22 protein-coding genes are annotated in these 21,498 nt (G+C 46.1%); 19 read left to right on the forward strand and 3 right to left on the reverse strand.

Annotation, left to right across the window (positions count from 1 at the left end):
- The 13 genes from DWX43_RS19800 (at nt 1) to DWX43_RS19860 (ending at nt 9,749) form a co-directional block, all read left to right on the forward strand.
- Complete coding sequence (locus DWX43_RS19800) at nt 1–522, forward strand: heme-binding protein (RefSeq protein WP_109731216.1); 522 nt, start codon at nt 1–3, stop codon at nt 520–522.
- 27 nt (nt 523–549) lie between these two features.
- Nucleotides 550–1,938, forward strand: coding sequence for an aldehyde dehydrogenase family protein (locus DWX43_RS19805; protein ID WP_109731215.1), 1,389 nt, complete (start codon nt 550–552; stop codon nt 1,936–1,938).
- A 34-nt stretch (nt 1,939–1,972) separates the two neighbouring features.
- Nucleotides 1,973–3,184, forward strand: a complete 1,212-nt coding sequence (locus DWX43_RS19810) for a zinc-binding dehydrogenase (protein WP_109731214.1) — start codon at nt 1,973–1,975, stop codon at nt 3,182–3,184.
- A gap of 26 nt (nt 3,185–3,210) precedes the next feature.
- Nucleotides 3,211–3,555 carry a BMC domain-containing protein gene (locus DWX43_RS19815; RefSeq protein WP_118621574.1) on the forward strand — a complete coding sequence of 115 codons (345 nt, stop codon included), beginning with the start codon at nt 3,211–3,213 and terminating at the stop codon, nt 3,553–3,555.
- 13 nt (nt 3,556–3,568) lie between these two features.
- Complete coding sequence (locus DWX43_RS19820) at nt 3,569–3,844, forward strand: BMC domain-containing protein (protein ID WP_024853108.1); 276 nt, start codon at nt 3,569–3,571, stop codon at nt 3,842–3,844.
- 67 nt (nt 3,845–3,911) lie between these two features.
- Entirely contained in the window at nt 3,912–4,196 is a 285-nt protein-coding gene (locus DWX43_RS19825; RefSeq protein WP_109731212.1) for a BMC domain-containing protein, read from the forward strand.
- A gap of 272 nt (nt 4,197–4,468) precedes the next feature.
- On the forward strand, nt 4,469–4,747 hold the full coding sequence (locus DWX43_RS19830; protein WP_044954962.1) for a BMC domain-containing protein: 279 nt from the start codon (nt 4,469–4,471) through the stop codon (nt 4,745–4,747).
- Nucleotides 4,748–4,883: 136 nt separating this feature from the next.
- Nucleotides 4,884–5,531: a phosphate propanoyltransferase gene (locus DWX43_RS19835; protein WP_109731211.1), complete on the forward strand. Its 648-nt coding sequence runs from the start codon at nt 4,884–4,886 to the stop codon at nt 5,529–5,531.
- Between the two features lie 97 nt (nt 5,532–5,628).
- On the forward strand, nt 5,629–5,895 hold the full coding sequence (locus DWX43_RS19840) for a EutN/CcmL family microcompartment protein (RefSeq protein ID WP_109731210.1): 267 nt from the start codon (nt 5,629–5,631) through the stop codon (nt 5,893–5,895).
- Nucleotides 5,849–7,252, forward strand: coding sequence for a 4Fe-4S dicluster domain-containing protein (locus DWX43_RS19845; protein ID WP_330582295.1), 1,404 nt, complete (start codon nt 5,849–5,851; stop codon nt 7,250–7,252). The genes DWX43_RS19840 and DWX43_RS19845 overlap by 47 nt, the downstream gene beginning before the upstream one ends.
- The gene (locus DWX43_RS19850) at nt 7,245–7,793 is read left to right on the forward strand and encodes a BMC domain-containing protein (RefSeq protein WP_109731209.1); all 549 of its coding nucleotides are present in this window, start codon (nt 7,245–7,247) and stop codon (nt 7,791–7,793) included. The genes DWX43_RS19845 and DWX43_RS19850 overlap by 8 nt, the downstream gene beginning before the upstream one ends.
- A gap of 33 nt (nt 7,794–7,826) precedes the next feature.
- Nucleotides 7,827–8,591 (forward strand): DeoR/GlpR family DNA-binding transcription regulator, encoded by a 765-nt coding sequence (locus DWX43_RS19855; protein WP_109731208.1) that lies wholly within the window; start codon nt 7,827–7,829, stop codon nt 8,589–8,591.
- Between the two features lie 12 nt (nt 8,592–8,603).
- Complete coding sequence (locus DWX43_RS19860) at nt 8,604–9,749, forward strand: 1-propanol dehydrogenase PduQ (protein ID WP_109731207.1); 1,146 nt, start codon at nt 8,604–8,606, stop codon at nt 9,747–9,749.
- Between the two features lie 97 nt (nt 9,750–9,846).
- Here DWX43_RS19860 and DWX43_RS19865 read toward each other — a convergent pair whose 3' ends face one another.
- Nucleotides 9,847–10,725: an AraC family transcriptional regulator gene (locus DWX43_RS19865; RefSeq protein WP_118621575.1), complete on the reverse strand. Its 879-nt coding sequence runs from the start codon at nt 10,723–10,725 to the stop codon at nt 9,847–9,849.
- A 115-nt stretch (nt 10,726–10,840) separates the two neighbouring features.
- Between DWX43_RS19865 and DWX43_RS19870 the strand changes: the two genes are divergently transcribed.
- Nucleotides 10,841–12,343 (forward strand): L-fucose/L-arabinose isomerase family protein, encoded by a 1,503-nt coding sequence (locus tag DWX43_RS19870; protein WP_182440774.1) that lies wholly within the window; start codon nt 10,841–10,843, stop codon nt 12,341–12,343.
- A 69-nt stretch (nt 12,344–12,412) separates the two neighbouring features.
- Here DWX43_RS19870 and DWX43_RS19875 read toward each other — a convergent pair whose 3' ends face one another.
- Nucleotides 12,413–14,443: a histidine kinase gene (locus DWX43_RS19875; RefSeq protein WP_118621576.1), complete on the reverse strand. Its 2,031-nt coding sequence runs from the start codon at nt 14,441–14,443 to the stop codon at nt 12,413–12,415.
- Nucleotides 14,440–16,008 (reverse strand): response regulator, encoded by a 1,569-nt coding sequence (locus DWX43_RS19880; protein WP_118621577.1) that lies wholly within the window; start codon nt 16,006–16,008, stop codon nt 14,440–14,442. The genes DWX43_RS19875 and DWX43_RS19880 overlap by 4 nt, the downstream gene beginning before the upstream one ends.
- 229 nt (nt 16,009–16,237) lie before the next feature.
- Between DWX43_RS19880 and DWX43_RS19885 the strand changes: the two genes are divergently transcribed.
- The 5 genes from DWX43_RS19885 to rhaM all read left to right on the forward strand — a co-directional run bounded on the left by DWX43_RS19885 (nt 16,238) and on the right by rhaM (nt 21,393).
- Nucleotides 16,238–17,728 (forward strand): sugar ABC transporter ATP-binding protein, encoded by a 1,491-nt coding sequence (locus tag DWX43_RS19885; RefSeq protein WP_109731203.1) that lies wholly within the window; start codon nt 16,238–16,240, stop codon nt 17,726–17,728.
- A gap of 17 nt (nt 17,729–17,745) precedes the next feature.
- A complete protein-coding gene (locus tag DWX43_RS19890) occupies nt 17,746–18,738 on the forward strand; it encodes an ABC transporter permease (RefSeq protein WP_109731399.1) in 993 nt (330 codons plus the stop codon).
- Between the two features lie 2 nt (nt 18,739–18,740).
- Nucleotides 18,741–19,751, forward strand: a complete 1,011-nt coding sequence (locus tag DWX43_RS19895; protein WP_118621578.1) for an ABC transporter permease — start codon at nt 18,741–18,743, stop codon at nt 19,749–19,751.
- An 80-nt stretch (nt 19,752–19,831) separates the two neighbouring features.
- Nucleotides 19,832–20,914: a rhamnose ABC transporter substrate-binding protein gene (locus tag DWX43_RS19900; RefSeq protein ID WP_109731201.1), complete on the forward strand. Its 1,083-nt coding sequence runs from the start codon at nt 19,832–19,834 to the stop codon at nt 20,912–20,914.
- 164 nt (nt 20,915–21,078) lie between these two features.
- Complete coding sequence (gene rhaM / locus DWX43_RS19905) at nt 21,079–21,393, forward strand: L-rhamnose mutarotase (protein WP_109731398.1); 315 nt, start codon at nt 21,079–21,081, stop codon at nt 21,391–21,393.
- Nucleotides 21,394–21,498: the final 105 nt, after the last annotated feature.

Genomic DNA, 21,498 nt, shown 5'->3' on the forward strand with positions numbered 1-21,498 from the left:
ATGAATGAACAGGATATTACCAATGCCGTGAAAGCGGTACTGGATCAGATGAAAGATAATGGCGCACATCACCATGCGGCCGGACATGTCTGTACATGCAAGAAGCATAAGATGACATTACAGGCAGCGAATACCTTAATCGAAAAGGTAAAAGAAAAAGCCGCCAGTATGGGAGTAAACGTGGTAATCGCGGTTTCCGATCAGGCAGGAAGGCCTGTTGCCGTGCAGTGCATGGATGACGCCTACATAGCAAGTTTTGATATTGCAATTAATAAGACATTTACTTCAGCAAGCCTCAAGATGTCGACGGAAGAGCTTAGCCACTTAAGCCAGCCGGGACAGCCTTTATACGGCATCCAGTTTACGAATGAAGGTAAGATCGTAATATTCGGAGGCGGAGAACCGTTGGAAGCGGGCGGGAAAATAATCGGAGCATTAGGCGTGAGCGGCGGTACAGCCGAACAGGATACCGCAATTGCGGCTTATGGCAAAGAGGTTTTCAGCCAGATGTATGAAGTCTAATGCAGGAAGAAATAAGGAGGTATTAGCGTGTCTGTAAATGAACAGATGGTCCAGGACATTGTTCAGGAAGTTATGGCAAAGATGCAGATCGCTTCTGATGTAACAGGAAGCCACGGCGTATTTGCTGACATGAACGAGGCAATTGAAGCGGCTAAAAAAGCACAGAAGATTGTCGGCAAGATGTCTATGGACGGCAGAGAGAAGATAATTTCAAATATTAGGAAGAAGACAGTAGAGAATGCTGAGATTCTTGCACGCATGGGTGTTGAGGAGACTGGCATGGGAAATGTCGGACATAAAATCCTGAAGCACCAGTTAGTTGCTGAGAAGACACCGGGAACGGAAGATATCACAACAACTGCATGGTCAGGGGACAGAGGACTGACTCTGATTGAAATGGGACCGTTTGGCGTAATCGGAGCAATTACACCATGTACGAACCCGAGTGAGACTGTTCTTTGCAATACAATCGGTATGTTAGCCGGAGGCAATACAGTCGTATTTAATCCGCATCCGGGAGCAATCAAGACTTCTATCTATGCAATCAACATGATTAACGAGGCTTCTATCGAAGCAGGCGGACCTGACAACATCGCCTGCACCGTCCAGAAACCGACGCTGGATTCCAGCAATATCATGATGAAACACAAGGATATCCACCTGATTGCTGCAACAGGAGGACCGGGAGTTGTAACAGCGGTTCTTTCATCAGGTAAAAGAGGAATCGGTGCAGGGGCAGGAAATCCTCCGGCACTTGTAGACGAGACAGCAGATATCCGCAAGGCAGCAGAAGACATCGTGAATGGATGTACATTTGATAACAACCTTCCATGTATCGCTGAGAAGGAGATTGTTGCTGTTGATTCTATCGCAGATGAACTGATGCACTACATGGTATCTGAGCAGGGATGCTATCTGGCTTCCAAAGAAGAACAGGATGCACTCACTGCTGTTGTTATGAAAGACGGCAGACTGAACAGAAAATGTGTAGGAAGAGATGCAAAGACACTCCTTGGTATGATCGGTGTGACAGTTCCGGACAACATCAGATGTATTACATTTGAAGGCCCGAAGGAACACCCACTGATTGCTACAGAACTGATGATGCCGATTCTGGGTGTTGTGAGAGCGAAAGATTTTGACGATGCTGTTGAACAGTCTGTATGGCTTGAGCACGGCAACAGACACTCTGCACATATCCATTCAAAGAATATTGACAACATCACAAAGTATGCAAAGGCGATTGACACGGCAATTCTTGTAAAGAACGGACCGTCCTATGCGGCAATCGGATTCGGGGGCGAAGGCTTCTGTACATTCACAATTGCCAGCAGAACCGGTGAAGGCCTTACGAGTGCAAGTTCATTCACAAAAAGAAGACGCTGCGTAATGACAGACAGTCTGTGCATACGTTAAAATAAGGTGATTGTCTAATACAGGAGGAAATAAAATGGAAATGAATTCTGCAAATGTAGAAGCAGTTGTAAAACAGGTACTGGAAAGTATGCTGGACAAAAAAGCTGCTCCTGCTGCAAATACAACAGCACCGGCAGGTGCAATACCAAAAACTGCCCGCGTAGCTATGCTGACAGCTTTAGAGCACTATGACATCAAGGAATATCCGATCCCGGAAGTCGGTGACGGAGACATTCTTGTTAAGGTAGAAGGATGCGGCGTATGTGGTACTGACGCCCACGAATTCAAGAGAGACCCGTTCAGCCTGATCCCGGTTGTACTTGGACACGAAGGAACCGGAGAGATCGTTAAGATGGGTAAGAATGTAAAGGCTGACAGCGCCGGGAAAGAACTGAAGGTCGGAGATAAGGTTGTTACCTGTATGATCTTCAAAGATGACCCGGATATCACAATGTATGACCTGAACAAACAGAACGTAGGCGGAGCTGATGTATATGGACTTCTTCCGGATGATGACATTCATCTGAACGGATGGTTCTCAGATTACATACTGATCCGTGAAGGTTCAACCGTATTCAACGTTAGCGACCTTGACCTGAAATCCAGAATCCTGATCGAGCCTTGTGCAGTTCTGATCCATGCAGTGGAGAGGGCAAAGACAACAGGAATCTTAAGATTTAACAGCAGAGTAGTTGTACAGGGATGCGGACCGATCGGTCTGATCTGTATCGCAGTACTGCGTACAATGGGGATCGAGAATATCGTAGCAGTTGACGGCGAGCAGAAGAGACTTGATTTTGCTAAGAGAATGGGCGCAGAGAGATCTGTAAACTTCAAGGATTTCAAGGGCATCGAAGCTCTGGCAGATGGTGTGAAGGCTGCATTTGACGGACATCCGGCAGACTTTGCATTCCAGTGTACAGGTTCACCGGCTGCACATGCTAATATCTATAAGTTCATCAGAAACGGCGGCGGACTTTGCGAATTAGGATTCTTCATCAACGGGGGAGATGCAACAATCAACCCGCACTTTGACCTGTGCTCTAAAGAAATCACACTGGTTGGTTCATGGGTATATACTTTAAGGGATTACGCTACAACATTTGATTTCTTAAAGAGAGCAAAAGGAATCGGCCTTCCGATGGATGACCTCATTACACATGAGTTCCCACTGGATCAGATTAACGAAGCTCATCAGACAAACCTGAAGATGGAAGGTCTGAAGATTGCTATTGTGAATAAATAGCAATTGTCCCAAGAAGGAGAATTAATATGGGAGAAGCAGTAGGCATGTTAGAGGTATTCGGGCTGGCAACAGCTTATGCGGCGGCAGATGCCGGTTGTAAGGCAGGCAATGTAACGCTCGAAACCTTTGATAAGAATAAACCGGCGAATGCGGATGAATTACCTGTTCCACTGATTGTCATGGTTAAGTTTCGTGGAAGTGTATCCGATGTGCAGGCCGCATTGGAAGCAGCGAGAGCAAGGGCAGAACAGCTTGCTGGAGTTGTGAACGAATATGAAATTGCAAGACCGACAGCGGATACAGAGAAGATGCTGAAACTGAGCGGTTTAGATAAAGGGAAACCCAATAAAATCTATATAGAAGAAGTTTAGGAGGAAATATAAAATGGCACAGCAGGCATTAGGAATGGTAGAAACAAGAGGACTTACAGCAGCAATCGAAGCAGCAGATGCAATGACAAAGGCAGCTGAGGTAACATTAGTAGGAACAGAGAAGATCGGATCAGGACTTGTAACAGTTATGGTACGCGGAGATGTTGGAGCTGTTAAGGCAGCAGTTGAAACAGGAGCTGACGCAGCAGGAAGACTTGGCGAATTAGTAGCAACACACGTAATCCCAAGACCGCACAATGATGTTGAGAAAATCCTTCCTACAGTATAGGAACTGCGAAGAGCACATATTTCCGGAAACAAACGGGAATGGATCGAAGAAGTAAAGGAGCAGTCTCATGGGACAGGCGTATGGATTTTTTGAAGTTCCAAGTGTGACGGGAGCAGTTGTTGCCATTGACATTATGTGCAAGACAGCAGATGTACAGCTCGTTACCTGGGAGAAAAAGTTAGGTGGAAGACTTGTAACAATCATCATCCGCGGAGACGTATCTGCTGTAACCGGGGCCATTGAAACTGCCGCAGCAAACGGAATTAAAAAGCCTGTAGCGCATGTAGTGATTGCAAGTCCTCACGAGGAGATATTAAAGCTTATCAATAACAGCGCGAACAGGGTAAGTTAGGAGGCAGTCAGATGGCAGAAGAGAATAAACCGACAGGCGCAGAAAACGCTGAAGGTTCCCAGAAACCAGCAGGGGCAGCACGAAAGAGCACTGCTAAGTCAGCCGGAACTGCGAGAAGTACGGCAAAGAAGACAACCGGCACTGCTAAAGCTGCATCCACCAAAAAAACGACTACAGCTAAGGCACCGGCTAAAACGCTCCAGAGAGTGAAACAGACGGCGCAGCAGGCGGAACAAGTAGAAGAAAAGATTCAATTAAAGGAGGAAAAAAGAATGTCACAGGAAGCATTAGGAATGGTTGAAACAAGAGGTTTAGTAGCATCAATCGAAGCAGCAGATACAATGCTCAAAGCAGCTAATGTTGTTTTAGTTGGAACAGAGAAGATCGGTTCCGGTCTTGTAACAGTAATGGTTCGCGGAGACGTTGGAGCAGTTAAATCTGCAGTTGAATCTGGTGCAGAAGCAGCAGGCAGACTCGGAGAATTAGTAGCAACACACGTAATCCCAAGACCGCACACAGATGTAGAGAAGATTCTTCCAGCAATCAAATAATTCGTTTTGGCAGTTACAGGGCCTTACAGTTTGTCATTGGCAGACTGTAAGGCCTGTAAATACCACAGTATGCATGAAAAAGCAGGACTCTTAAAAGAAGGAATTCGTTTCATGCATGCAAGTGAGGAGAATTGATATGGACAATAGTAATGTAGCATTGATTACCAAAATGGTACTGGAAGCTGTCGAGAAACAAAAGGCTTCTGAAGATAACGGATACATGGTGCCGATTGGTGTGTCTGCAAGACATATCCATCTGACACAGGAGCATGTAGAAGCTCTGTTTGGTCCGGGATATCAGTTAACAAAGAAAAAAGAGCTGATGGGCGGACAGTTCGCATCCAACGAACTGGTTACTATTGTGGGCCTGAAGCTTAGAGCAATAGAGAATGTCAGAATTTTAGGACCTGTAAGAAGCAAATCACAGGTAGAGGTTTCAGCAACTGATGCGATACGGCTTGGTGTTAAGGCGCCGATCAGAGAATCCGGCAATGTTGCAGGTTCAGCAGCAATTGCAGTAGTTGGGCCGAAAGGCGCAATCTATCTGGATGAAGGGTGCATCATTGCCAAGAGGCATATCCATATGCCGCCCAAAGATGCGGCTGCTGCCGGAGTACATGACGGTGACGTTGTGTCTGTAAAGGCAGATAACGAAAGAGGAACTGTTTTCAATCATGTGCAGATCCGTGTGGATGACAGCTTTACCCTCGAGATGCACATCGATACTGATGAAGCGAATGCAGCTAAGATTGCGACAGGTGATACAGTCAGAATCATTAAATAAGAATGGAATAAAAGCAGTACACTGACACATTGGCATTTTTCCTGCCAATGTGTCAGTGTATAAAAAAAGAAATGTAAAGTCGCATGAGGAGGATGTTATGCTGATAGGTAAAGTTAAAGGAAGTGTTGTCTCGACACGCAAATGTGAAAATCTGGTCGGCAATAAGTTTATGATTGTGGATGTTTTGGAACATATGCAGACCGGTGCAAAACAACTCATTGCGATTGATAAGATTGGTGCTGGTATAGGTGACTATGTATTAGTGGCACAGGGAAGTGCTGCGAGAATCGGTTCCGGAATGCCGGAGGCACCTGTTGATGCAGCGATTGTTGGAATTATTGACGATGGAACAGGACTGGAGTAGTGAAATGATGGAAATGAAAGAATTAAGCAGCATATTGCAGCAGAACGGTATTGTTGGTGCAGGTGGTGCGGGCTTTCCTACTTATGCAAAGTTAGATGAACGTGCTGAGACAATCATCCTGAACTGTGCAGAATGTGAACCACTCTTAAGATTACATAGACAATTACTTGAAAAATATGCACAGGAAATCGTTGAGACCTTCCATATGATGGGGCAGGCTGTAGGTGCAAAAGAAGTAGTTATTGGTATAAAAAAGGCTTATAAAAAGACGATTGAAGCGCTGAATGAGGTAATCGGAGACTATCCGGAGGTCAGACTGGGACTGCTTGATGAAGTGTACCCGGCCGGCGATGAAGTCGTACTGATTTATGAAGTGACGGGCAAGGTTGTAAGGCCCGGAGGACTTCCGATAGAAAGCGGAGTGGCCGTGTTCAATGTTGAGACTGTATATAATGTTTACAGGGCTCTGAATCAGGAGACTCCGGTTGTTGATAAACTTGTTTCTGTTGTGGCGGAAGTAGAGAATCCGGTAACGGTGCGTGTTCCGATCGGAACGACAATCGAGGAAGTTGTAAGACTCGCCGGAGGTGTGACAACAAAAGACCCTGTTTATTTTATCGGGGGCCCGATGATGGGATTCATCGGAAGCGGGTCGCAGCCGGTTACGAAGACGACAAATGCCGTCCTCGTGCTGCCTGAGGACCACCTGATTATCCAGAAGAAGAGACGGAAGTCATCCATTGACTTAAAGCGTGCGGCAGCATGCTGCTGCCAATGTACGATGTGTACGGACCTGTGCCCGAGAAATCGTCTCGGACATCCGATAGAGCCGCATTTATTTATGCGAGCGGCTACCTGTAAAGATTTACAGGAACCAAACATATTTATCAATACCATGTTTTGTTCTTCCTGTGGTCTGTGCGAGATGTATTCCTGTATGCAGGGATTGTCACCGAGATCATTAATGGCGGAATATAAAGCAGGTTTACGTGCCAATGGAATCAAACCGCCGCAGGGTGTTGTGCCAAAGCCGGTGGGAGAGGAAAGAGAGTACCGTAAAGTTCCTATGGAACGGCTGATGGCCAGGCTTGATCTGACGAAGTATGACCGGGAGGCTCCCCTTGACGAGTCTGCGGTTTCGGTTAGAAAAGTCAAAATACTCCTGAGCCAGCATATAGGGGCACCTGCATCTGCTGTTGTAAAACGCGGCGACAAGGTGGCAAGAGGATATTTGATCGCTGAACCTGCCAAAGGCTTAAGCGTGGGAATCCATGCGAGCATTGATGGTATCGTAAGCGATGTGAATGAGAAATATATAATCATAGAAACTCAGGAGGGACGTGCAGGCAATGAGTAAGGCAATTGGAATGGTAGAATATAAGACTGTTTCATCGGGTGTAGTAGCAGCGGATGCTATGGTAAAGACTTCTGAAGTAAGCATCATAGAGGCTCAGACAGTATGTCCGGGTAAATATATTGTTATTATTTCAGGAGATTTAAGCGCCGTGAATGCAGCCATTGAGACATCGAAGACACTGCATGGAAAACACCTGATTAACAGTTTCGTACTCGGCAATCCGCACAAATCTATTTTTCCGGCGATTTATGGAGCTACGAACATCGAAGAGGTATCTGCACTTGGTATTATGGAGACATATGATGCGACTTCCATTATCGTTGCGGCAGATGAAGCAGCCAAGACTGCAATCGTAGATCTGATCGAACTCCGTATTGCAAGAGGGATGTGCGGTAAATCATACCTGATGCTGACAGGTGATGTGGCAGCGGTAGAAGCGGCTATAGAAAGGGCGAAGGCTGCAGTTGCAGATGAAGGTATGTATCTTGACTCCTCTGTAATTGCACATCCGGATGCTAAGATTCGCGAAGTAATTTTGTAATTTACGGTGAAAGTCTGGGCGGGAGGCAGTGCTATGCTTGCAATAGAAAGACGGAATGAAATATTAGAGAAACTGCAGGCTGATCGGCGTGTAGTGGTAAGTGAATTAAGCCAGATTTATGATGTTTCTGAGGAGACGATCCGAAGAGATCTGGAGAAACTGGTAAATGACGGGTATGCGATAAAGAGCTACGGCGGGGCCGTCATCAATGAAAATGTAAATATTGATTTACCGTTTAACATCAGGAAGAATCACAATGTGATAGGCAAACAGCGTATAGCAGAGCTGATAAGCTCCAGGATAAAAGATGGGGAGAGTATCATGCTGGATGCCAGCTCCACAGCAGTGTATGTTGCCAAGGCATTGAAAGGAAAACGGAATTTGACACTGATAACGAATTCAGTAGAGATTATCATCGAACTGTTTGATGTGCCGGACTGGAGTGTGCTGTCAACAGGCGGTGTTTCCAGAGAGGGGTCTTTTGCCCTCGTAGGTCCCCAGACAGATAAAATGCTTCGTTCCTATCATGTTGACAGAGCTGTTATATCCTGCAAAGGTTTCGACCTTGCATCCGGTCTTACAGATTCTGATGAGCTTTTAGCGAATAATAAGAAAACGATGCTGGATGCCGCTAAGGAGAAGATCCTTGCAGTGGATTCAAGTAAGTTTGACAAAACGGCGTTTACAGCAGTTGGTATGCTGGAAGATGTAACCACCGTTGTTACTGATGAAAAGCCGGCGGCCAAATGGCTTCAGGCATTCAAAGAGTTAGGGATAGAGTGCATCTATCCGAAGTAGAGGAAGGGCACTATGAAGAGTTTTGATATAAAGACTAAAATATACTTTGGCGACCAGGCACTGGATCGCCTGACTGAGATTCCATACAGAAAAGTACTGATTATTACGGACCCGTTCATGGCACAGAGCAGTAGTCTGAATCTGATCTTAGATCCTCTTAAGAAGGCAGATATCCAGTTTGATATCTTCAAAGAGGTAGTGCCGGATGCACCGATCGACAAGATCAGTGAAGGCGTAAAGAAGATGCTGGAGTACAGGCCGGAGGCAATTATCGCTGTTGGAGGCGGTTCCTCTATTGACTCCTCCAAATCAATCCGTGAGTTTGCACTCCGTGTAGATAATTACGGGGAGGTTGGCCTCATTGCGATACCGACAACAAGCGGTACCGGATCAGAGGTTACTTCTTTTGCAGTTGTCTCTGACCCGGCCGAACAGATGAAATATCCGCTTGTATCCAGAGAGCTTACTCCGGATGAAGCGATTCTGGATGCAGAACTCGTGAAAAGTGTGCCGCCGTCAGTTACGGCGGATACCGGTATGGATGTGTTTACACATGCCCTGGAGGCGTGCGTAAGTACGAACCGGAATGACTTTTCTACAGCACTGGCAGAGAAGGCGATCGAGATATGCGGAGTTTTCCTGCTTCGTGCATATCTTGACGGCAACGATACCCATGCGAGACAGAAGATGCATTCCGCTTCCTGTCTGGCAGGTCTTGCGTTCAATTCCGCATCATTGGGAATTAACCACAGCATGGCACACCAGCTCGGGGCAACATTCCATATCCCCCACGGACGTGCAAATGCAATGCTGCTGCCGCATATCATTGAGTTTAACAGTGATATCAACAAACACAGCAAGAGCCGTACAGAGTACCTGCCGGCTGTAAAGCGGTATTCAACAGTGGCACAGCTGCTGGGACTGAGCAGCTACAATAAGATTATGACTGTCCGTTCACTTGTCAACTGGGTACAGTTTATGCTCAAAGAGATGGACATCCCGCTGTCAATTTCACAGATGGGGAAAATCGAGAAGGAAGATTATTTCAACGCAATTGACCGTATGGCTGATGCAGCTCTGGCTGATGCATGTACGCCGACGAATCCGCGTGTTCCGAGAAAAGCGGATATTGTCCAGATTTATAAGGATCTCTGGTAAAAGCCAACATATAGAATAAACTTAATACGTTTGTAACAGGGCTCCCTCCCTGTATACAAAAAATGCGGGTCCGTCTGAGGTTTTACGGACCCGCATTTTAACTTCTCCAGGCTTTCCGGTAAACGAGAGGCGTCTGTCCTTCCCTCGCCTTAAAAAGATTGATAAAATGCGTCACATTATTCATTCCGCACTCAAAGGCGATTTCACCGACCGGAAGCTCTGAATATTTCAGAAGCTCTTTTGCATAGGTGATTCTGGCAGTAATCAGGTATTCGTTAATCGTAACTCCGATATATTTTTTAAATTCCTTCAGGATATGATAGCGGCTTCTGTGTGTCATCTCCTCAAAATATTTCAACGACAGGTCCGTTTTAAAATTCTTATCAATCTCCCTTGCGATTTCTTTTATATAATCAGGGATGAGGAATGTGTCTGCATTGTTGGTTGCGGTCAGAACAAGCAATTCCGTAAGAATCCCGTTGATTAAATTAGAAGTTACAATCTCCGTAGTCAGGTTTTTCTTTTTGTGCAGAGAGATCATTTGCCGGAGAGTGCGGTCTATAAGGGAGTCATCCCTTAAGTCCAGTATCCTGAACCCATTTCTTGTAAATTCTTTATAATACCCGAGAGCACTGTTTCCGTTAAAATGAATCCAGAGGATCTCCCAGTCCTCGTCCTCACCGGTCCAGTACATGTGGTGCTCCTCGCAGTTAATGTAGAAGCACTGCCCCTTTTTCAGCGTGTATGTATTTCCTTCATATTCCAGAAACCCTTTGCCGGAAACGGTATATACGATAAGGAACGAGTCCAGATTCTGGCGTTCTGAAAAGTATGGGTGGCAGGTCTTGAAATAACCAATCTCCTGTGTATAAAAATACGTTGTTTTGGCGGTTGAACCGGGAGTTAGGATCAGCCGGACGGAGTCTTCACTCCATGTATGGGAACCGCGCTCTAAAAGTTCTGTTTTTGTCTTCATATTATCACCACAACATTCTGTTATTTTTGGGCAATTTGCTTGGATGTAATTCCAATTTTACAGGATTATAATGTGTTTGTAAACAGAAATAAAAGATCGGTCAGGAGGAGATAAAATGATGACAAGAAAAGAAGTAAAGAAACCACGGATAGGTATTTACTCTATGGGGCTGAAGCATTACTGGGGACAATTTCCCGGTTTGCGCGAACGGCTGATTGAGTATGGGGAATTTATTGTAAGAAGTATAGAAGATTTCGGGGCGGAAGTATACTATTATGGCCTTGTTGACTGTGAGCAGGAGGGACAGAAGGCTGGCTGCTACTTTAATGAGAAAAATGTTGATTTGATTTTTATCCATTCGGCAACCTATGTGACAAGCGCATCGATCCTGCCGGTCCACCAGATCTGTAAGGCTCCGGCTGTCGTACTGAACCTGCAGCCTGCGGCCAGAATAAATTATGAAAAAACGACGACCGGGGAATGGCTTGCACACTGTGGTGCATGTCCGGTCCCGGAGGTATCCAATGCTTTTAACCGTGCGGGAATCAAGTACCATGTTGTGAACGGACTGCTTGGTCTGGACTACACACCGGTTATTTCCATGACGGACGAAGTAACAGCCCGTCGTCCCGAGGCGAAGCGTGCATGGAAGAAGATTGAGGAGTGGGTGCTTGCAGCGAAGGTAAAACGCAATCTGGAGGGGGCAAGATTTGGGTTCCTCGGCAATACATACAGCGGCATGCTGGATATGTACAGTGATTTTACCATGTTTCAGGCCCAGACAGGTGCACATGTTGAAGTGTTGGAGATGTGTGATCTGGACAGGATGCTTCAGAGCGTGACAGAGGAAGAGACGGAAGAAAAAAGAAAAGAGATTGAGGAGTTCTTTACCATCAGCGAGGATGCCGCGGCAGACCCGCTGGCACAGAAGCCGACAGAAGAACAGATGAACTGGTCTGCTAAGATAGCGGCTGCGCAGGAGAAAATGGTGGAAGAGTTTGATCTGGATGCACTGACATATTATTATCACGGCGCTCCGGGCAATCATTATGAAGACATGCAGGGCGGCTTTATAGTTGGTCATTCGCTTCTCACCGCAGAAGGGATTCCATGTGCCGGGGAAGGCGACCTGAAGACATGTCTCGCCATGAAAATCTGTGATATCCTTGGAAAGGGCGGCAGTTTCTGTGAAATTGTGACCGTGGATTATGAGGACGGCACAATCCTCCTCGGACACGACGGCCCGTTTCATTTGGAGATTGCAAAAGGAAAGCCAATCCTGAGAGGCATGGGGTTATATCATGGGAAACAGGGGACCGGGGTATCTGTAGAGGCAAAGGTAAGAGCGGGGGATATTACAAACCTCGGCTGTACACAGACAATCGACGGAAAACTCAAATTCATCATCACGGAAGCGGAGTCGACAGACGGTACGATCATGACGATCGGCAATACCCAGACGCCTGTAAAGTTCAAAAAAGATCCGGATTCTTTCATGGATGAGTGGTTTGCAGAGGCGCCTACGCATCATTTTGCCATGAGTGTGGGGCATAATGGATCACTCTATGAGAAAGTTGCAGAGCTGCTGGAAATACCGGCGGTGGTACTGGATAAATAAGTCACAGGAAAAACTGCCGCAGGAAGCCTGTTATACGTTAAGCTTCCTGCGGTAGTTTTTCAGAATATATTACAGCACCTGCCTGCGGTATTCCTCAGGCGAGCACCCGAACCGTTCTCTGAATTCCGTAAAAAACAGCTGCGGATTGTCATACCCGCATTCTTTTGCAATCTCATAAATATTGATTTCCGGCCTCGTGAGCAGCGTCAGTGCCTGGATAAAGTGGCTTTCCTTGAGGGGGTCTTCGGCCGTACCGTCCGGCGAAGCATCGATCAGTCCATCTTCGGGATAGCGCGCCGGGATGCGGATCTCGACATCAGTGCCTGCACCGTAGGTGCTGGAGTACTTCAGGCCATATTCCGGCCCGTACATTAACTGGAGGCGGCGGTGTGTGTTATATACCGCGATGTTGGAGCCCTTGCCGCCGGATGAACCGTTTCCTGTTAAAATATTCTCCAGCTTTTCTTCCGGCATGCCAATTCCGTCGTCGGATATCAGAATTACGATATCATCCTCATCAAGCCACCCTGTCAGAACGATGGTCCCCTGTTTCGACTCTTTTTCCAGTATCCCGTGGAGAATACAGTTTTCTATAACAGGCTGGAAGGTCAGTTTTGGTATGGAATAATCCAGAAGATTATCCGGTATATCGATCAGGAGGTCAATCGTATCATGAAAACGCATATTTTGCAGTTGTACATAGATAGATACATGTTCAATCTCATCGTTTATTGTGCTCAGGCTCTTTTTGCGGCTCAGTGTCAGCTTATAGAAACGTGACAGCTTTTGTATTGCAGATGTGACATCAGCGGACCGCCCCTGTTGGGAGAGCCAGTTGATCATATCCATTGTGTTGTACAGGAAGTGTGGATTGATCTGTGACTGCAGGGAGTGGAATTCTGCGATACGGAGATCCTCCGCCGCTTTTGCCTGATCCTCCATCAGCTGGTTGATGACCCGTGTCATGTAATTATAGGTAGATATCAGGTCCCCGATCTCATCATGCGTGTCCGCGGCAGGCAGGGCCACAGGCGGTCCGATCCGGGCTTTAGACATCTGGTTGATTACGACAGAAAGCCGGTTAGTGATGGAATGGGAGAGCAGCGTCGCAATCAGGAAAGCAATCAGGATACATGCCACATAAACAAGGATAAAGCCTGCCATTATATTGATACTTTTCTTCATCATGGGCTGGGACGGCATGGCGACAACCATGTACCAGTCCGTATTCCGTATACTATAGAAACCGGCGTATACGTCTTCATCCAGAACACGTTTCAGGATAAAGTTGTTAGAGGACATAAAGTGTTCCTGTACCTCATCGTAACTGAAGTGATAAGTCCCGGAGAGCGCCTGGTCCGAGGTGGCAACGAGGCTGTCTCTCCCGTTGATGATATATGCCACATTGCTGCTGGAAGAAAGATTATCCTTAAGCATTGTATCGAAGTGCTTCTGTGAAAAATAAATGGCAAGATAACAGGGGGTCCTTTCACCCTCATAAATAATCGTTGATTTTGCAATGTATGCCATGTCCCCGTTATGCTTGATCTCGTAAGAGCCAAGATAGAAGGAAGGGCAGAACAGTGCATGGAGCGAGGGACTTCCGTTGAAGATCCCGTACCAGTACGTCCCCCATGCCTGATTAATGGGGAGGACTGTTTTACAGACCGGGTAGTTTGAGAAAACGGGGTCTGTCCTTGGTATATCGATATATAATTTCACATCAGTAATCAGGTCCGGGTCGATAGTCTCATCGAGTGTATCCAGGAAGGCATCGGCTGCATCCGAGGAGGCAAGTTCATTCAGGCTCTCCGTACGGTGCGCGCTTACGACCTGATGGTAAAAATCTTCATTTTTAATCTTATCCAGTGCATTCAGAATCTCTGTGACACTCTCTTCAATCATAGGGGCAGTCTGCGTGGCGGCATCCTGCTCTGTGCGGATTGTATCGGCTATGATCATATCATACAGTCTTGTGTAAAAAAATATTGCCAGTACAATCATAGGGATGGTAGCGATCACAAGGTGTGTAATCGTAAACTTGGTCTGGAGCTTCAGACTTTTATATATGCTGCTCATTTTCCGGGCGATTAATCTCATCCTAACATCTTCTCTCTGTATTTTGACGGGGTAAGCCCCGTAAATTTCTTGAAACTCTTGCTGAAATAATTCCCATTGCTGTAGCCTACTTTCGAGGAAATATCCGTGATCTGGTAACGGGCGTCAGCGAGGAGCTGCATGGCCTTCTCCATCCGATACTCTGTCAGGTACTGGTTCAGCGTTTGTCCGGTCTGGCTCTTGAAATAGGTACAGACATAGGAGGCGGAAAGAAATACATGGTCGCTGATTTCCTTAATAGAGAGCGCATCGTTGGCATAATTCTTGCTGATATAGTCCTTAATCATGAAGATCGTGGAATCCTCCGGTACATAGGAATGAATATTCTGGAAAAATAATTCTGTCTTAGAGACAAGCATCTGGTGGAGTTCCTGATACGTGAAGCATTTTTCCAAATGTTCTATAATGCTTTCCTCGGTATTGCCGTCCGCTAAATCATAGTTGAGCTTCAACACCTGACGGCTGTCATTGATACATATAAACAACTTATAATAAATATCCTTTACCTGGTTGGGCAGAAAAATCCGGTTCTCAAAATAGCACTCATAGAGGCTGTTAAGCAGCTGTGTGCAGGTATCCTGATCCTTATTCAGCAGCGCCTCCTTAAAAGATGGAACGGCACTTTCCGTCAATTCGAAGGCCGACGGGGCCGGTGCAGATTTTTCCATGCTGTCGGATGATAAGAGTGTGCCCGGACAGAAGAAAAAACTGCTTTGGAGCATAACAACCGCATTGGTGTAGGAATGGTATGTCTTACTGATTCCTGTGACTGTATCCCCGCGGCCGATGAAAAAGTCCCCTAATTGTGAGAACTGGTCCTTCAGGTAACTCTCCACAGCCGACAATGCAACAGGGGACGGCAGATTGTTCCCCATTATATGGAAAACATGGTAAACAGCATGAATCTGGATGTAGAATACCTGAAGATGGTAATGGGTCAGATAATCTGTAAAATCACTGCGTATGTCATGGAGCAGGGTGCTGTCGGGATCATTTGTCTTTAACTTTACGATGTATGTAGTGAAGCTGCTCCCGGGCATCAGCCTGAGGGAAAGTTCATCGGCAAGGCTTGTGATCTCTTCCTCATTTTCTTTATAAGGCTTCGTCAGAAGCAGTGCGAGCTGGGAAGCCTTTTCCAGAGAATACAGGTTTTCACTCTGACGTGTGCGGAGGTTCTTCTCATGCCTCTGGGCCGCTTCGAGTACAGCCTCTTTGATCTCCAGAGGATTTAGAGGCTTTTCAACATAATTAACAGCCTTCAGCTTAATAGCGGCTTTTAAATATTCCTTATCAGAGTAACCGCTCATGAAGATCACGCTTGTATCGGGCAGAATTGATTCGAGACGTTCTACCATCTGAATGCCGTCCATGCGCGGCATACGCACATCGCTCAGTATGATGTCCGGTTTCTGCAGGCGGGCAATTGCCAGGGCGTTGATGCCGTCATCCGCCTGGAAAATCTGTTCGACCCCAAGGGATTCCCAGTCAAGGGAAGCGATCAGGCCTTCCCGCGTCAGTTCCTCATCATCGACGATCAGTAGCTTCATTATACAAAGTCCTCCTTTGTGAAATGGGTATGATACCGTATGTTTTCATTCTAACAAACTAATCCGTCAAAATCCACATAAAAAAACCTGAGACAGGAAGACAAAAATAAATTACCCACAATCGAAAAATTTTGCTGTTTTAGAAAAATTTTACAGATGATACACTTATTTCAACAAGGAAACATCAATGTTAGTAAGCTTGGTTTGATGAGCGAAGGAGGGAAACACGGTGTCTGAATACGTTTTGGAATTAAAAGGTATTACGAAGATTTTTCCTGGTGTAAAAGCATTGGACAATGTGCATTTCCAGCTTAAAAAAGGGGAAGTCCATGCACTGATGGGCGAAAACGGAGCTGGTAAGTCCACATTTATCAAAGTAATAACCGGTGTACATAAAGCAGAAGAAGGCGAGATGTTCCTGGACGGCAAGAAGGTAGACTTCAAGGGTCCGAGGGATGCACAGGCGGCAGGGATTGCCGCGGTTTACCAGCATCCGACATCTTATCCGGACCTGACAGTGGCCGAGAATATCTTTATGGGCCATGAGATCATTAAGAAAGGTATCATTCAGTGGAAACGCATGAATGAGGAGGCGGCAAACCTTCTGAAACAGCTGAATGCGGATTTTAAGCCGACGGATGAAATGGGAGCCTTAAGCGTGGCACAGCAGCAGATGGTTGAGATTGCGAAGGCACTCTCCACACATGCGAGAATCATCATTCTGGATGAACCTACTGCGGCGCTGACAAAGAATGAGTCAGAGGAGCTTTACAGAATTGTTGATAAGCTGAAAGAAGACGGTGTATCTGTTATTTTCATTTCACACCGTTTCGAGGATATGTACAGGCTGGCAAGTACAGTTACGGTATTTAGAGATTCACAATATATCGGTACATACGATGTAAACGGAATCACGAATGCAGACCTGATCAAGGCAATGGTTGGCCGTGAGATCAAGGACCTGTTCCCGAAACCGGAGGTCCAGATCGGGCCGGAAGTGCTGAGGGTGGAAGGACTTACAAGACTTGGTTATTTCAAGAACGTATCCTTCAATGTCCATGCAGGCGAGATTGTGGGACTGACAGGACTGGTAGGTGCGGGACGTACCGAAGTCGTGGAAAGTGTCTGTGGGATTACAAGGCCGGATGATGGAAAAGTCTTTCTGGAAGGAAAGGAAACACATATCAAACAGCCGTCAGATGCCATGAAAAAGGGAATTATCCTTCTCCCTGAGGACCGCCAGAAGGAAGGTCTGATCATGACATGGGGACTGGGAAGAAACGTAATGCTTCCGACGATGGGCAAGCATGCAAAACATGGATTTAATGACGAGAAGAAAGAACGCGAGATAGCAAAGAAACTTCTGGAAGATGTAGATACAAAGGCGGTTACGATCTTTGATCCTGCAACCTCCCTTTCAGGTGGTAACCAGCAGAAGGTAGTCGTAGCCAAGGCACTCGGCCAGGAAATGAAGGTTGTCATCATGGATGAACCTACGAAGGGTGTCGATGTCGGCGCAAAGGCTGAGATCTATCAGATCATGGGAGATCTGGCGAAGCAGGGATATGCGATTATACTGATATCCTCCGAGATGCCGGAAATCCTGGGAATGAGTGACAGAATCGTAGTGATGTGCGGCGGAAAAGTAACTGGTGAACTGAACCGTAATGAAGCAACTCAGGAAGGAATTCTTGAGCTTGCGATGGAAAAATCAAAATAGAGGAGGGAATGGGAAAGATGAAAGACAATAAATCTATCTGGAAAAAAATTACCGGCTCCCGTGAAGCAAGTCTGCTGATTGTTTTGATTATCCTCTGCGTGGTCATTTCATTCAGGAGTCCTTCATTCATGACATTAAAGTCGATTACAGATATGCTCAAGAATAATGCAGTCATCATGATTATGACACTTGGAATGCTCGGTGTACTGCTGCTCGGCGGAATTGACATTTCAATTGCTTCAACACTTGCTTTCTCAGGAATGACGGTCGGAATGCTTTTGAAATATAACATCGTGGAAAATGCATTCCTGCTCTTCCTGATTGCGATCGGGCTCGGAGCACTGTGCGGACTGGTTGTGGGGCTTGTTATAGCAAAAGGAAAAGTACTGCCGATCATCGCGACAATGGGATTTATGTACATATACCGGGGGCTCGCCTACCTGATTGGGAACAGCCAGTGGGCAAGTGCCGAGAATCTGGGAGAATTCAAGAATTTTGCCCTCGGCAAGGTTCTGGGAATAAACAATGTAGTATTGATTATGCTGCTGTGTTATGTTATCTTCTTCATTGTCATGAAATGGACAAAAATAGGAAGAAAAGTATATGCAGTAGGAAGTAACCGTGAGGCGGCTGCCATTTCAGGTATCAATACTTCCAATGTGGAACTGATGGTCTATACAGTAATGGGAACACTTGCAGGTCTCTGCGGTGCGCTGGCAGTAGCAGTTTATTCCTCCGCACAGCCAAATATGCTGTATGGAAAAGAGATGGATGTAATCGCTGCCTGCGTAATCGGCGGCGTCAGCATGACAGGCGGGCGCGGAAGCGTCGTAGGGGCATTCTTAGGTTCCCTGATCCTGGCAATTATCGCAAAAGCGCTTCCTCTTGTAGGAATTGACTCTATTGCCCAGAATACTGTAAAAGGTGTAATCATCTTAGTCGTTGTTATCCTGAATGTCGTTACACAGCGAGTAATGGATAAAAACAATCTGAAGGGAAGGGAGATGTAATTATGGCTGGAAAATCCGGAAGAACAATATCCAATGTGCCTGAGAAATCATGGAAGAAAACAGTCTTAAGCTGGGAAGGCATGCTGGTCCTGTTAATTATCCTGATCAACATTTTTTGCGCAAGCATTTCCCCGAGTTACCAGCTTGCCAATGTACTAAGAGAGATGCCGAAGTATCTGACCGAAGTATTCCTGATGCTTCCGATGGCATATATCCTGATCCTAGGTGAGATTGATATTTCCGTAGGTGCAACCGTCTGCCTTTCTGCGACGATGACCTGCATGGTCTGTAATAAAGATATGCCGTTTATCGTGGTTGTCCTGACAGCGCTGCTGGTAGGAACAATATGCGGGTTCATTAACGGCATGATCCTGACAAGATTTACTGAACTGCCTCCAATGATCGTTACACTGGGAACCCAGATTGTATTCAGGGGAATTGCAGAGATCGCCCTTGGCAGCGGCGGATCTATTTCCTTAAGCAACACAGACGGGTTCCGCATGATCGCCGGAAAAGCGGGTATGATCCCATACATCCTTTTCGTAGTCCTGATATTTGCGGTTATATTTACTCTGGTCTTAAGCAGGACAACATTTGGAAGAAGTGTATATGCGATCGGTTCAAACAGACTGGCTGCTTATTATTCAGGAATTCATGTACAGAACATAAGGCTGATTATCTATACGGCAATGGGATTCATGGCCGGGCTTGCAGCACTGTTTTTGACATCCGTTCTCTACGGTGCAAATACGACGACCGGAAACGGATTCGAGCTTGATGCGATTGCGATGGCAGTATTCGGCGGCATCTCAACGGCCGGAGGAAAAGGAAAGTTACAGGGCGGCATTATATCAGCATTCATCATCATCTGCCTTAGAATCGGTCTCGGACAGATCAACATGAATCCACAGCTGATCCTGATTATATTAGGTGCCCTGCTCATTCTGGCAGTATTACTGCCGAATATCGGCGGAGAAGTAAAGCTGAAGAAAAAAACGGTTTCAGCAAAATAACTATAATACAACTTTATTATGATACCAGGCACCGGGAAGCGTGCTTTGTATAAAACAATATTCCAAGGGAGGAAGTAAGCATGAAGAAAAAAGTTTTAAGCGTACTGTTATGTGTAGCTATGGTGGGAACTCTGGCCGTTGGCTGTGGTTCAAAGGATGAGGGCTCAGACAGCAAGGCAGATGCAAAGACGGAGGATACCCAGAAAGATGACGCTGGCGATTCCGGAAAGAAGACTTATGCTATCGTAACAAAGGCAGCAGGAAATCCTTACAATGAGAAAGAAGCAGAAGGATTCCAGGAAGTAATCGAAGCTGAAGGCGGAGAATGCATCGTGAAGCATCCGGAAGCTGCAACAGCTGATGCACAGGTATCTGTTATTCAGTCTCTGATCTCTCAGGGTGTTGACTCTATCGCAATTGCAGCAAATGATGAGAATGCTCTTCAGGCAGCACTGGAAGAAGCTATGGATGCAGGCATCAAAGTATCCTGCCTCGACTCAAAAGCAAACGCTGACAGCCGTCAGACATTTGTAAACCAGGCTGGTGTTACTGAAATCGGCCAGGCTCTGATGGATGCAGTTCTTGACATCACAGGCGGAGAAGGACAGTGGGCAATTCTTTCAGCTACATCACAGGCAGCAAACCAGAATGCATGGATCGATTCTATGAAAGAGATCATGAAAGACGACAAATATTCCAAACTGGAACTCGTAGAAGTTGCTTACGGTGATGACGAACCACAGAAATCTACAGACCAGACACAGGCTCTGTTATCCAAATACCCAGACCTGAAAGTGATCTGTGCTCCTACAACAGTTGGTATTAACGCAGCAGCAAAAGTTCTTCAGGATGAGAAATCTTCTGTAAAACTGACAGGCCTTGGCTTACCTTCAGAGATGGCAGAATATATCGGCGACGATGATGCACATTCATGCCCGTATATGTACCTGTGGAATCCGATCGATGTTGGACGCCTTGGCGCTTACACATCAATCGCATTAGTTGACGGAACAATCACAGGCGCAGCAGGAGACCAGTTCACAGCAGGAGACATGGGAGACTATGAAGTAGTAGAAGCTGACGACGGCGGAACAGAAGTTATTCTTGGCGCACCATTCAAATTCGATCCAGATAACATTGGAGAATGGAAAGACGTATACTAAAATTTACTCCTCATAAATAATAATTAATATGGCGGGCCGTTAAAGGTCCGCCATATTAATTATTGAACACAGACCAGTCTGTAAACTGGACAAAAGCGGGCGATGATGATATGTTTAAATCAGAAAAAATTATAGGAGGCCGCGGCCGAAAGGAGAAAATGATCATGGTAAGAAAAAGCTTTAAAATGAAATTATATCCGGGGATGGAGAAGGAATATGAGAAGCGTCACAATGCACTCTGGCCGGAGATGAAGGAGATGATCCATGAGTACGGCGGATCTAATTATTCCATTTTTCTGGATACGGAAACGGATATACTCTATGGCTACATCGAACTGGAGGATGCAGAAAAGTGGGACAAGAGTGCGGATACAGAAATCTGCCGCAAGTGGTGGGATTACATGGCAGATATCATGGAAACGAATCCAGACAACAGTCCGGTCTCTGTAGACCTGATGCCTGTTTTCCATCTGGATTAACATACCGGGGATGAAGAAAAAAGCAGCCGGCAGAGCATAACAGAAGCTCTGTCAGCTGCTTTATTATTTGTTAGGGCAAAGCCCTGTTTGCCATTGTGGAGTTTT

It is taken from the genome of Clostridium sp. AF19-22AC, assembly GCF_003479085.1.
GTDB lineage: Bacteria > Bacillota > Clostridia > Lachnospirales > Lachnospiraceae > Faecalicatena_A > Faecalicatena_A orotica.